The sequence below is a fragment of the Xanthobacter autotrophicus ATCC 700552 genome (assembly GCF_043194565.1).
Lineage (GTDB): Bacteria > Pseudomonadota > Alphaproteobacteria > Rhizobiales > Xanthobacteraceae > Xanthobacter > Xanthobacter autotrophicus_F.
Genome location: NZ_JBAFVS010000038.1, coordinates 14,989 through 27,453, shown reverse-complemented (window position 1 = coordinate 27,453; position 12,465 = coordinate 14,989). Strand labels below are relative to the sequence as shown.

Here is a 12,465-nt window from a genome sequence, read left to right as displayed (position 1 = left end):
GATGTCGACGCGTTCGACTTCGATCCGGCCATTTGCCCGGGCCAGTCCCGCGGGGACGCGGGTCGCCTGTTGCCTCCACCAATAGGCATAGCCGGCAGCCCCGGCGGCCGCGAGGATGACGACGGCAATGATCGGAGCAATACGCACATTCTCATCCATGTTAGGCGAGTAGTCGGCGCCATCGTGGAAACGACTTCAGCCAACCCTGGGGAGAGCGATTTCTGGATGCGCGATTGACCCCCTTCGGCGTATCGCAGCGATGCAATTCGAAATGCCGCCAAATGAGACAAGCGGAACACTGAGTCTGAAGGGGTCGTCAGCTCCGGGAGCGATGCGCGACCCAAGGATGCCGATCCTTAATCGAGATTAAAGATGGCTGACCGGGCCATCGCCTAAGTTTGAAAATCAGGAAATGAGAGTGCGGGTGCGGCATGGGGCGACAGCGCCCGCAATGGCGCTATCTATCGTCGTGCCCGCAAGCAGGAGTCACCGGAATGAGCACCACGTCTGCCGACCAGACCAAGACGACCTCCGAGCATTCGGTCCCAAATGCCTCTTCCTGCTGCGATGGCCATGCCGGCGCAGAGGCCGCGGAGAAAGCGAATGCTCTTGGCTCCTGCGGCAATTACGAAAATGCTGCGGCGCCCGACACGGTCGCGCCCGCTGGCGAACTGGACAAGTCAGTCTCCAGTGCTGGTCATCACCCGAAGAAGACCGGCTGCTGCGGCGGCAGTTGACAGCGCGATCCGTGAAAAAGGCGGGTGGTTCGTGGTGGGCATCCGCTCCGATTTCGACAGGAGACGCCGGTTGTGACGACCACAACAATTGACGTGGAGCAATTCTTCGATGTGCTCGATCCGCTCGTGGTCGAGAAGCGCCTGCGTCGATTGCCCGGTGTCACCTCCGCCGCCGTCAACTTCGCGTCCGGCACGGCTACGGTCGGCTTCGACGAGACACGTACCAGCCTGGAGACCATCCAGGCCGAGGTGATCGCCTGCGGCTTCCATTGCCGCGGCGAGGTGGTTCCGAGGCACCAATGCGTGCCAAACGAGACGACCGTGCCGCCGGCGCATCCGGCGGCGCCGCATCGTCATGGCGCCGGTCACGCGGGCCACGGGGCGCATCCTGCCTCTGGGACGCCGGGTAAGGCGATGCCGATCTCGCACGATGCCATGGCCCATGAGATGGGTCATGGCGCGGGAATGGACATGCAGGGCATGGTCCGGGACATGCGCAACCGGTTCTGGGTCGCGTTGATTTTCTCCGTGCCGATATTTCTGCTGCAGCCGATGGGCATGGATTTCCTGCGCATCGATCCGCCATTCGGCCTCGATCGCGAGATCCTCCTTTTCGTTCTCGCGAGCGCCGCGATCCTCTATCCGAGTTGGCCCTTCGTCGTCGCGGCGATCCGCGCGCTGCGCAACGGCGTGCTCAACATGGCGGTATTGGTGCTGCTCAGTGTCGGCACGGGCTACCTGTTCAGCGTCGGCTCGACCTTTTTCTTCAAAGGCCAGCAGTTCTACGAGGCTGTTGCCGTTCTGTTGGTGTTCATTCTGCTCGGACACTGGCTTGAGATGCGGGCACGAGCTGGCGCGTCGGAGGCAATCCGTCAGCTCATGGACCTCGCGCCGCCCAAGGCCACGGTGCTCAGGAGCGGTGCCGAGATCGAGATCCCGACCGCCGAGGTCCTACTGGGCGATACGGTCATTCTGCGTCCCGGCAACAAAATCCCTGTGGACGGCGAGGTTTTCGAAGGTCGCTCCGACGTCGATGAATCGATGTTGACGGGCGAGTCGATGCCGGTCTCGAAGAAGCCGGGCGACATGGTCATCGGAGCCACCATCAACAAGAGTGGCAGCTTGCGCTACAAGGCGACGAAGGTGGGTGCCGACACGGCCCTCGCCCAAATCGTCAAGCTCGTCCAGGAAGCGCAGAATTCCAAGGCGCCGGCGCAGCTTCTCGCCGATCGGGCCTCGCAATGGCTTGTGCTCGCGGCGATCCTGATCGGTCTCGTCACCTTCGCGGTCTGGTATTTCTGGATCGGTCAGACCCTCCTCTTCGCGCTGACGCTGACCATCACCGTCTTTGTCATCGCCTGTCCCGATGCGCTCGGGCTCGCCACGCCGATGGCGGTGATGGTGGGAACCGGGCTCGGCGCGATGAACGGCATCCTGTTCAAGAACGCGTCCGCGCTGGAGGATGCGACCAAGCTCGACGTCATCGTTTTCGACAAGACCGGCACGCTGACCATGGGTCAGCCGCGCGTGGTCGACGTGATCGCGGCAGGCCAGGCGTCGCCCGATGAGGTGCTGCGCATCGCGGCCGCGGTCGAGCACGGTTCGGATCATCCGCTCGCGCTGGCGATCATCGAGCGCGCTGAAGGGCTCACTGTGCCGGACGCGCAGTCCTTCCTCAATCTCGAGGGGAAAGGCGCCCGCGCCGAGATCGAGGGTCAGACGACGTTTCTCGGCAACCGTCGGCTCATGGACGAGGAAAAGATCGGCCTTGACGAACTCGCCGATGCGGCGGAGCAGTTGAAGGGCGCCGGCCGAACCGTGGTTCATGTCGCCCGTGGCGGCCGCCTTCTCGGCATCGTCGCGATCGCCGACGCACCGCGCCCGACCGCCCAGGCGACCGTAGCCAAGCTGCGCGAGCGTGGCGTCCAGGTCGCCATGCTGACCGGCGACAACGCCGGCACGGCGAAGCGAATCGCCGCAACTCTCGGCATTGATATGGTGCTGGCCGATGTACTGCCGGGCCAGAAGGCGGCGAAGATTCAGGAGCTGCAGGCACAAGGCCACAAGGTCGGGATGGTCGGCGACGGCGTCAACGACGCTCCGGCACTCACCCAGGCCGATGTGGGGTTCGCCATCGGTGCGGGGACGGACGTCGCCATCGAGAGCGCCGACGTCGTGCTGATGAAGAGCGATCCGTACGACATCGTCGGCGCCATCGAGCTCTCCCGCGCAACCCTGCGCAAGATGCACCAGAACCTGTGGTGGGCCGTGGCCTACAATGTCATCGCCTTCCCGCTCGCAGCGGGCGTGCTCTACCCAATGCTGCTGAGCCCCGAAATCGCCGCTCTCGCCATGTCGGGCAGCTCGGCTCTGGTGGCGATCAACGCCCTGATGCTCAAGCGCACACGGCTGGCCGGCATCACGCGCGACAGCAGAGTCCAAAGTGGTTCAACGGAAGCCGCAGTCGAGGCGGCGGCGTGATCGCGGCAAGTTCCTTCCAGCCATTGCGATGGTGGATGATGATCTCATTGCTTCTAGCAATGTTCACGATTACCGTGGGTTACGGGTTCCTTCTGCCGATACTTCCGCTTGCGATTCAACGGATAGCAGGAACGACGGATCCTACTGTCCTATCGCGGCATACCGGCATACTGACCGGAACCTACACCCTCGCGCTGTTTTTGTTCGCACCACTATGGGGCCGCCTTGCGGATCGGCATGGTAGCCGCCCCGTGCTGCTCGCGGGACTGATGGGGTTCTCCTTGACCCTGGCACTGTTTGCGCTCGCCGATGGCCTCCCTCTGCTCTATCTCGGCCGCTTCCTGAACGGGTTGTTCGCGGCTTCCATTGTGCCCGCAGCCTATGCCCTTGTCGGCGACTATGCTCGGACCAAGGAATGGCGCGCGCGCCGCTTTGCTCTGCTCAACATTGCCGGTGCCATCGGCTTCCTGGTCGGGCCGATGCTGGGAAGCTTCACCGTGGTTGTCGCCCGCGAACTCCTTCCAGGCTCGGGCGAGGCTGCAATTTCCCTTTCACCCTATTTAACGACATCGGGCTTTTCGCTTCTGGTGGCGCTGGCAGTATGGTTCTTTGTGCCTGACGCCATGGAGCGCGGCGTAAATCAGGAGGGAGTTGCAAGTGGGCCTGAGGGCCGTGCCGCCCTTCCACGCCTCCTTGTCATTTCGTTCGTAACCGCCGCGGCTGTGGGTGCCTTCGAAGTCGGCCTGTCGCTTCGCGGAATGCAAGTTCTCGACATGAGTACCTACCAGATCGGGCTCATGTTCAGTGTGTGCAGCCTCGTCATGTTGGTCGCTCAAACGATCATCTTCTCGCCGCTCGTCAAGCCGCAGACCACACGCTGGTTCCTCACGCCCGCCCTTGTTGTCTTGGCAGTGAGCGTCGCCGCCGTGCCATTCGCCGCAGCGACCGTGCCTACGGCCATCGTCGTAGCCGCGATCGCGGCCAGCGCTGGTATCCTCTCCCCCATCGCGACGTACTGGATTTCGCTCAGTGCGGGGGAAAGGCAAGGAGCGGAATTGGGTCGGCAGACTGCGGCCGCAAGTCTCGGCCAAGCGGCAGGATCGGCCGCTGGCGGTCTGCTGTTTGGGGTTTCCTTCGTGCCAAACGCGCCCTTCACGCTAACGGCCCTCGTGGTGCTGGGAGGCGTCGTCGGAAGTCTTGGTATCCCGGGCCTCCTGGCACGGGTTAACTCTCCCGCCGCTCTTGAAACGGCGCACTGATGGATTTCGGCGCCTTTAGATCGCGATTCAGCGAGAGAATGGGAGTTACGAATTGGCAAGCCGAAGATATCCGACTGAGTAGGATCGGCCCCCGGTGAACGCCTGTCTAGGTTGGCAGGCGGCTGCGCTTTCGTACCGTTGAATTGCAACCGACGATACTTCGGAATGCAACAAACTTCATGACAGGAATTCCAGATGGGCAAGAAAGAAAAACACGAAGCCACCAGACAAGCACTTCACGAACTCCAGGTGGAGCTGGCGGGCCTTCAGAAGCACCTCATCAAATCCAGCAAGAAGGTTCTCGTGATCTTCGAAGGACGGGACGCCTCCGGCAAGGATGGAACGATCAAGCGAATCGTTGAGCATCTCAGCCCGCGCGAGACGCGGGTGGTCGCACTGGGCAAACCGTCCGACCGAGACCAGAAGTCTTGGTATTTCCAACGTTGGGTGCCGCATCTGCCGGCAGGCGGGGAGATCGTGCTGTTCAACCGCAGTTGGTACAATCGCGCCGGGGTCGAGCGGGTAATGGGCTTCTGCAGCAACGAGGAATATGACGAGTTCCTCATGACGGCCCCGCTGTTCGAGCAGCTGCTCGCCCATTGTGGCGTCACCATCCTCAAATACTATTTGGATATCTCGCGAACCGAACAGAAGCGCCGGCTGAAGGATCGCCGCGACGATCCGCTCAAGCAGTGGAAGCTGAGCCCGATCGACGATACAGCGACAAAGCACTGGGACGATTATAGTGTAGCCCGGAACGAGATGCTGGCCCGTACGCACACGCCATTTGCGCCCTGGACCGTCGTGCGCGCGGACGACAAGTCAGAGGCACGGCTTAATGTCATCCGAGATTTCCTGACGCGCTTCGACTTCGACGGTAAGGACCGCGCTCGCGACCTCCCCGACCCCAATCTCGTATTCTTGTACGACAAGGCGGCGGTTACGAACGGCCTTATCTCGGAGTAATTAGTCCAGCATAGAACTTGCCATCTTACGATGAAATCGTCGCACGTTAGGTCGGCATGGCTGCTGAGACATGTCAATTGGTGGTGTTGACACGAGAAGTATCTGGCTTTGCGTGTTGCCGCGACGAGCCTGGACGGAGGGCTCGCCCCTTCGCAGATTCTTGTATCTCAGGTTGTGAATTCACGCAGCAAAAGTGCTAAGGACATTCTAATGATGGACCAACCCTATATGATGATTGGCTATTGGTCGGCTTGGCACTGGATCGCTTTCGTCTTGTTTGTCACGCTGCTGCTTTACCCCGTCGGACGCATTCTCGCTCGAATTGGATTCTCGCCACTTTGGTCGATCGTTGCGCTCGTGCCTCTGGCCAACTTGGTGGGTCTCTGGATTGTTGCGTTGCAGGAATGGCCGCGGGATAGGTCTGGATCGCGCTGACGCGCGACCCCTGTCGCTCAAAAGGCCTTGGGGGCCCGAATGCCGCTTGGCGGGAAGTCGAGTTCGGCACTCCGGCGTTTGCCAGGCAGTCCGGTCCTTCGAGTGACGATGTATTGGTTGAGGTAAGTGTGCCGCTGCGACGGAATTGACTGAGATCAAACGCCAGTCACATCGGTGTCGTAGCATGCAAGCCCTGCCGAGAGATTGGAGAGGACGGATGAAACAGTCGGTTCGGCCCTTCGTGGTTGAGATCAAGCGGAACCGGAAATTCTCCGCGAAAATTGAAGCTGGGCTCCACAACTCTTCGAACGGTAAGGGTGACCACCGATATCAGGGCGAAGATGGTGTCGTGTCACCCCGGGGATCGAAGGGTGAAGAACTGCTTTCCTCCCGAGACATCTTGAGGCTTCCGAATGTTTTAGAAAAGCGCTTGGTTAAGGACCAGTAGTTCGTCGCAGCAGTGTATCGGCAACGAGTGGCGCTTCAGGCGCTACGGAGTAATGGCAACCTTCAACACCCCGTCACGCTGATGGGAGAAGAGGTCATAGGCATTCTCGATGTCGTCGAGCTTGTAGCGGTGGGTGATCAGCGGCGTCAGATCGACCCTTCCGGAAGCGATCACGTCCATGAGCCGCCGCATCCGCTCCTTGCCACCCGGACACAGCGCCGTGACGATCTTGTGATCACCTAGCCCAGCAACGAAGGCCCCAAGCGGGATCCGAAGGTCGGTCGAGTAGACGCCAAGGCTCGACAGCGTGCCGCCCGGCCGCAGCACGCGCAGCGCAGCCTCGAAGGTTGCCTGCGTCCCGAGGGCCTCGATCGCAACATCAACCCCGCGCCCGTCCGTGATCCTCATGATCTCCTCGACAGGGTCAGCTTTCTTGAAATCGATGATGAAGTCCGCGCCGAGCATGCGCGACACGGCCATTCGTTCGGCGATCGCATCGACGGCGATGATCATCGTGGCGCCTCTCAATTTGGCGCCGGCGGTGGCACAAAGGCCGATCGGCCCTTGAGCGAAAACCACGACGCTATCGCCGATGCGAATGTCTCCGTTCTCCGCGCCGACGAAGCCTGTAGACATGATGTCCGGGCACATCAGAACCTGTTCGTCGGTCAAGCCTTCGGGTACGAGACTCAAATTGACCATGGCATCAGGAACGCACACGAACTCGGCCTGACAGCCATCGATCGTGTTGCCGAATTTCCAACCGCCCGCCGGCTTCCACCCGTGCTTGGTGCCTGCCCCGTCCTGCGAGTGATAACCGCCTCGATGCCGACCATCGTGATCGCTGGGCTGCTTGTCGGCTTCGGTACGCGTATGGGATCCGGCTGCACCAGCGGCCACGGCGTCCTTGGCCTTGCAGGCTTCTCACGCCGATCAATGGCAGCGGTCGCCGCCTTCCTTTTGGCCGGGATCCTTACGGTCACATCGATGCGGATGGCGGGGCTATGACGAATCGCATTTCGCAAGGCGCGGTTGCGCTCGGCACCGGGGCAGTCTTTGGCATTGGCCTCTCATTATCGGGGATGCTCGATCCAGCTCGCGTGCAGGGCTTCCTAGATGTGTTCGGAGCCTGGGATCCCAGCCTTGCCTTCGTACTTGGTGGCGCGATCGCCGTCGCCATGATCGGGATGACGATCAAGCGCCGCATGGCGCGTCCGATGCTGGATACGGTCTTTCATCTTCCGATCGCGACGAAGATCGACGCGCGCCTGGTCATTGGCTCCGCGATCTTCGGGGTCGGCTGGGGCCTGGCGGGTCTTTGCCCCGGCCCGGCGCTGTCAGCCCTGTCACTCGGCCTCATGCCGGTCGTAGCCTTCGTCGTTGCCATGGTGATCGGCATGGTCGTTCATGAATCGGCGTGAGCGAGGCCGTGTTTCTTGCCCTTGGTACGGGCGCGCTGATCGGCTTCACCCTTGGCTTGATTGGCGGGGGTGGTTCGATCCTGGCAACACCGTTGCTGCTATATGTCGTCGGTGTCTCCAATCCACATGTGGCAATCGGGACGGGCGCGCTCGCCGTCTCAGTGAACGCCTATATCAATCTGATCGTCCACGCCCGAAATGGGCATATCTGGTGGCGCTGCGCGATCCTGTTCGCTTTGGTCGGGACGATCGGCGCCCTTGCCGGATCGACGCTCGGAAAGGCGATCGACGGCCAGCATTTGCTGTTCCTGTTCGGCCTACTGATGATGGTGGTCGGCGCTCTGATGCTTCGTCCGCGCAAGAACGAAGGTGGTAGTCCGCGTCGCGTCGATTGGCGCATGTGCACGGTGACGGGCATAGTTGCTCTGATTGCTGGCGGCGTCTCCGTTTTCTTCGGCATCGGCGGGGGCTTCCTGATCGTCCCTGGACTGATCCTTGCCACCGGAATGCCGACGATCTCGGCAATTGGTTCCTCTCTGTTGGCGGTTGGCACCTTCGGCTTGGCGACGGCGATCAACTATGCAGCGACCGGCTTGGTGGATTGGACGATTGCGACCGAGTTCATCGTGGGCGGAATTGCCGGCGGTGCGATTGGAACGTTTGCCTCGACGTATCTTGCGTCTCGCAAGGATCTGCTCAATCGGATTTTCGCCGGGCTGATCTTCGTCGTTGCTGCCTATGTGATATACCGCAGTTCGGGGTCCGTGGGATGATACAGGGAGCACCGAACGAATTCCTTGGCGAAAGCTCGGATGATGATGGGTGGAGGGATGATGTGGGGCATGAGCCTCATTGGAATCATCGGCATCGCCGTGTTGGTGCTCGCTAGATACTGTTCTTACGGTGTCCACTGCACCAGGGGCCGCAACCCGTCCGGCGTCCCATCGTCGCATTCTATGAGTCTGGCTTGTTTTCGGCACAGTTTGGGGCGATGCTAAGACTGCCATGAAACTTTGGTCGGCCCGACAGCTCGTTGCCCTATTCCTCGCGGTCTTTGTCACCGTGGGGACGAGCCTGTCCGCCGCCCAGGCCAGCGACATGACCGTGAAGATGGCAATGGCATTCGACATGGGCGGTTCCGGGCACGACCCCTGTCAGGGCTGCCCAGCGGGCGGCGGCGACGATGGCATGAAGGCCATCTCCTGCGCGGCCATCTGCGTAGCACCCATGCTGGCGGTGCTCCCGCTAGCCGAGCCGGTGATGCTGGTCCACAAGACCGTGTCATTCATGGCGCGATACCCGCTGCTTAACGGCAAGGCATCGCCGCCCGAACCATACCCTCCGAGACCCATCGAGATCGGTTGACGCTGCGGCTCTCGCGTTCAGGCGATGAGCCGAGTGAACGAGCGCGTCCGCGCGTCTTCTGCCGCGCGCATTGAGCCCATCGGATGTCATCAGCAATCGAAGGCCGACGCGTTCCGTCATCGACGATGAACGGAGGGGTCGAACGTGAGTATCGAATTCAGTTATCCCGTGTCGCGTCGAAGCTTGCTCGGGGCCGGCGCCGGTCTTCTATTGACCACAGCGTTACGGTCGTTGCCGGCGAGGGCCGCAGTGCCTGTCGATCATCGCATCATGGCGGCGCCAACCCGCGCGCGTCTTGCCGGCGAAGGCCACCCGGAAACCGATGTCTGGGCCTATAACAACACCGTGCCGGGTCCGATTGTGCGCCTGCGGCAGGGAGAGCCGGCGCGGATCATCGTCGAGAACCATCTCGACCAGGACACCACTGTCCACTGGCACGGCATAAGGCTGCCGAATGCCATGGATGGCGTGCCCGGTCTGACGCAGCCGCCGATCAAACCTGGCGAGAGCTTTACATACGAGTTCACGCCACCCGATGCGGGGACTTTCTGGTATCACCCGCACGCTAACAGCTTGGAGCAGCTCGGCCGTGGGCTCGCCGGGGCAATCATCGTCGAAGAGCGCGAGACCGTCCCGGTCGACCGCGATCTTCTCTGGCTCCTGGCCGACTGGCGGCTGACCTCGGGGGGTGAGATCGCCTCAGGATTTGGCAACCGGATGGAAGCGGCTATGTCCGGCCGGGTCGGCAATACGGTCACACTGAGTGGTCAGGTTTCGGAGGAGGAGCCGATCCGGGCCGGCGAGCGCATTCGCCTCCGCCTCGTCAATGGTTCGCTCGCTCGCGTCATGGCCCTGCGCTTCGAGGGGCACCGGCCAGTGATCGTGGCGATCGACGGTCAGCCCTGCGACCCGCACGAGCCCGAGGGCGGCCGGATCTTGCTCGGCCCTGCCATGCGTATCGACGTCGCGCTCGACATGCAGGGCGAGCCGGGGCGCCGCTACCGCGTCATCGACGATTTCTACGACGGCTTGTCCTACTGGGTGACGCAGCTCGCCTACGGAGAGAAGCCGCCCATTCGCGAGCATCCCCCTGACGCGCCGCTCAGCCTTCTACGCAATCCCCTAGCGGAGCCCGATCTCGCCAATGCGGATCGCCACGAGCTGACGCTCCAGGGCGGCATGATGGGGGGCGGCGCCATGACCGGCATGGGCGGGATGATGGGTGGGATGATGGGCATGGGCGGCGGTGCCGCCTGGGCCATCAACGGCATGTCGATGACCGGCGACGGCCATGCCGGCATGGAGCCCGCCCTCACATTCCAGCGCGGGCACAGCGTCGTGCTGGTTCTGCGCAACGAAACCGCTTGGTGGCACCCGATGCACTTTCACGGCCACAGCTTTCGGGTGCTCAGCCGGAACGGCGTTCGGGTGCCGCACCGGCAATGGCAGGACACGGTCCTGATGGCGCCGAGGGATGCCGTCGAGGTCGCCTTTGTCGCCGACAATCCGGGCGACTGGATGCTGCATTGCCACGTCATCGACCACCAGATGGCCGGCATGATGACCGTGCTGCGCGTGGCCTGAATTCGAACCAGACGAAGGGAACCCACCCATGCAACGACGAACTTTTCTGCTCGGAAGCGCCGCCATTCTACTGCTGCCGATGCCGTCGATCGCGGACACCGGCATTCGGGCAACTCTCTACAAGAACCCCCAATGTAGCTGTTGCGAGGGATACGCGGACTATCTGCGCCAGAACGGTTTTCAGGTGGACGTGAAGCCGACCAATGACCTCGCGGAGATCAGCCGCAAGGCCGGGGTGCCGACGGAGCTCGAAGGCTGCCATACGATGTTCGTCGACGGCTACGTGATCGACGGCCATGTTCCGGTGAACATTGTTCGCAGGCTGCTCACCCAGAAGCCGGCGATCGACGGCATCACGCTGCCGGGAATGCCGATGGGCTCGCCGGGGATGGTGGGCACAAAGACCGAGAAGTTCGTGATCTATGCCGTGACTAAGGACGGCAAGGCTCCGACCGTCTACGCGACGGAATGACTGGGAGGTCGCTTCGATGACTGGCAGCACTACCACGGAGCATGCAACCACAGCCGTGGAGCAGCCGGCCGCAGCTATCACGCGGCGTCGGCTGCTCTATTTTGCGCCGGTCGTCGGTTTCGGCGGCCTCGCCGCCGTGGTCGCCTCGCGGCTCGGCAGCGATCCCAGCCAGCTTCCGTCGGCCCTGATCGGCAAACCCGTGCCGGCCTTCAGCCTCCCGCCCGTCCAAGGCCGCACGATCGGCCTGTCGACCGGTGATCTCCGAGGCCAGGTCTCGCTCGTCAATGTCTTCGCGTCTTGGTGCGTCGCCTGCCGGGCTGAGCACCCGCTCTTCCTGCGCCTTGCGCAGGACCGGACGGTGCCGATCCACGGGCTCAACTTCAAGGACCGCCCCGAAGATGCGGCCGAGTGGCTGGATAGGTTTGGCGACCCCTACATCCGCACCGGTGCCGACCGGGACGGTCGCGTCGCGATCGACTGGGGTGTCTACGGCGTGCCGGAGACCTTCGTGGTCGGCGCCGACGGACGTATCGCCCACAAGCAGATTGGTCCGGTCACTGAGCAGGCTTTGACTGAGACGATCCTTCCGCTCGTCGATCGTCTGCGCCAGCAGGCGAAGGGGGGCACGTCATGAGACGGCCCGTCCTCGCCATTGTCGCGATTTTCGCAATGGCGGGGCCGGTGCTCGCCGGTCCGCCCCAGAATTTCGTGTTGCGCGATGTGCCGGCCCCCGTGCCGGAGCTCCGGTTCACGGACGGCGAAGGCAACCCTCAGACGCTCGCCGACTTCCGCGGCAAAGTGGTGCTCCTTAATCTCTGGGCGACCTGGTGTTCGCCCTGCCGGAAGGAGATGCCGACGCTCGACCGGCTGCAGGCGACACTCGGCGGGCCAGATTTCGAGGTGCTCGCCTTGTCGATCGACCGCGGCGGGATCGAGGTTGTGAAGAAATTTTACGCCGACATCGGCATCCAGCACCTTGCCATCCACATCGATCCTTCTAGCAAGGCTGGCTTCGCCCTTGCGACGGCTGGCCTACCGACGACGCTGCTTATCGACGCGCAAGGCCAGGAACTCGGGCGGCTGATCGGTCCAGCCGAATGGGACGCGCCGGACATGGCCGCATTCTTCAAATCGATCATCGACCGCCAAGAAAAGCATCCGTCTGCCCCACAACGAAGTGATCAACCGTTATGACCAGTATTGATGCCACTGACATGCCGACCGATCCCGAGTCTCAGTCGCGTCTAGGCGGGTTAAAACGTTTGCTGCGGGGCCGGCATGGACTCATTCTGCTCGG

At 62.3% G+C, this 12,465-nt stretch carries 13 protein-coding genes and 1 pseudogene; 13 read left to right on the top strand and 1 reads right to left on the bottom strand.

Annotated elements, in window-relative coordinates; translation table 11 throughout:
* The first annotated feature begins 494 nt into the window (after positions 1–494).
* From V5F48_RS23690 to V5F48_RS23670, 5 genes are all read left to right on the top strand, one after another.
* Positions 495–737: a hypothetical protein gene (locus tag V5F48_RS23690; protein WP_394015565.1), complete on the top strand. Its 243-nt coding sequence runs from the start codon at positions 495–497 to the stop codon at positions 735–737.
* 72 nt (positions 738–809) lie between these two features.
* Positions 810–3,218: a heavy metal translocating P-type ATPase gene (locus V5F48_RS23685; RefSeq protein WP_394071850.1), complete on the top strand. Its 2,409-nt coding sequence runs from the start codon at positions 810–812 to the stop codon at positions 3,216–3,218.
* Positions 3,215–4,477 (top strand): MFS transporter, encoded by a 1,263-nt coding sequence (locus tag V5F48_RS23680; protein WP_394015567.1) that lies wholly within the window; start codon positions 3,215–3,217, stop codon positions 4,475–4,477. Before V5F48_RS23685 ends, V5F48_RS23680 begins: the two co-directional genes overlap by 4 nt.
* Before the next feature lie 195 nt (positions 4,478–4,672).
* Complete coding sequence (gene ppk2, locus V5F48_RS23675; protein WP_394015568.1) at positions 4,673–5,443, top strand: polyphosphate kinase 2; 771 nt, start codon at positions 4,673–4,675, stop codon at positions 5,441–5,443.
* A 210-nt stretch (positions 5,444–5,653) separates the two neighbouring features.
* Positions 5,654–5,878 (top strand): hypothetical protein, encoded by a 225-nt coding sequence (locus tag V5F48_RS23670; RefSeq protein ID WP_213375315.1) that lies wholly within the window; start codon positions 5,654–5,656, stop codon positions 5,876–5,878.
* Positions 5,879–6,368: 490 nt separating this feature from the next.
* Here the strand turns inward: V5F48_RS23670 and V5F48_RS23665 are convergent, their stop codons facing one another.
* Positions 6,369–7,226: a zinc-binding dehydrogenase gene (locus V5F48_RS23665; protein ID WP_394071849.1), complete on the bottom strand. Its 858-nt coding sequence runs from the start codon at positions 7,224–7,226 to the stop codon at positions 6,369–6,371.
* Here V5F48_RS23665 and V5F48_RS23660 point away from each other — a divergent pair.
* The 8 genes and pseudogenes from V5F48_RS23660 to V5F48_RS23625 form a co-directional block, all read left to right on the top strand.
* Positions 7,140–7,334, top strand: a pseudogene (locus V5F48_RS23660) (YeeE/YedE family protein); the annotation flags it as partial. The gene V5F48_RS23665 and the pseudogene V5F48_RS23660 sit on opposite strands and share 87 nt — an antisense overlap.
* Positions 7,331–7,747 (top strand): YeeE/YedE family protein, encoded by a 417-nt coding sequence (locus tag V5F48_RS23655; protein ID WP_394015578.1) that lies wholly within the window; start codon positions 7,331–7,333, stop codon positions 7,745–7,747. The pseudogene V5F48_RS23660 and the gene V5F48_RS23655, both read left to right, overlap by 4 nt.
* The gene (locus V5F48_RS23650) at positions 7,744–8,520 is read left to right on the top strand and encodes a sulfite exporter TauE/SafE family protein (protein ID WP_394015579.1); all 777 of its coding nucleotides are present in this window, start codon (positions 7,744–7,746) and stop codon (positions 8,518–8,520) included. The genes V5F48_RS23655 and V5F48_RS23650 overlap by 4 nt, the downstream gene beginning before the upstream one ends.
* A gap of 232 nt (positions 8,521–8,752) precedes the next feature.
* The gene (locus tag V5F48_RS23645; RefSeq protein WP_394015580.1) at positions 8,753–9,112 is read left to right on the top strand and encodes a hypothetical protein; all 360 of its coding nucleotides are present in this window, start codon (positions 8,753–8,755) and stop codon (positions 9,110–9,112) included.
* 270 nt (positions 9,113–9,382) lie between these two features.
* Positions 9,383–10,696, top strand: a complete 1,314-nt coding sequence (locus tag V5F48_RS23640) for a multicopper oxidase family protein (RefSeq protein WP_394015651.1) — start codon at positions 9,383–9,385, stop codon at positions 10,694–10,696.
* Between the two features lie 28 nt (positions 10,697–10,724).
* A complete protein-coding gene (locus V5F48_RS23635) occupies positions 10,725–11,168 on the top strand; it encodes a DUF411 domain-containing protein (protein WP_394015581.1) in 444 nt (147 codons plus the stop codon).
* 16 nt (positions 11,169–11,184) lie between these two features.
* Positions 11,185–11,802: a DsbE family thiol:disulfide interchange protein gene (locus V5F48_RS23630; RefSeq protein ID WP_394015582.1), complete on the top strand. Its 618-nt coding sequence runs from the start codon at positions 11,185–11,187 to the stop codon at positions 11,800–11,802.
* The gene (locus V5F48_RS23625; protein WP_394015583.1) at positions 11,799–12,362 is read left to right on the top strand and encodes a TlpA family protein disulfide reductase; all 564 of its coding nucleotides are present in this window, start codon (positions 11,799–11,801) and stop codon (positions 12,360–12,362) included. Before V5F48_RS23630 ends, V5F48_RS23625 begins: the two co-directional genes overlap by 4 nt.
* Positions 12,363–12,465: the final 103 nt, after the last annotated feature.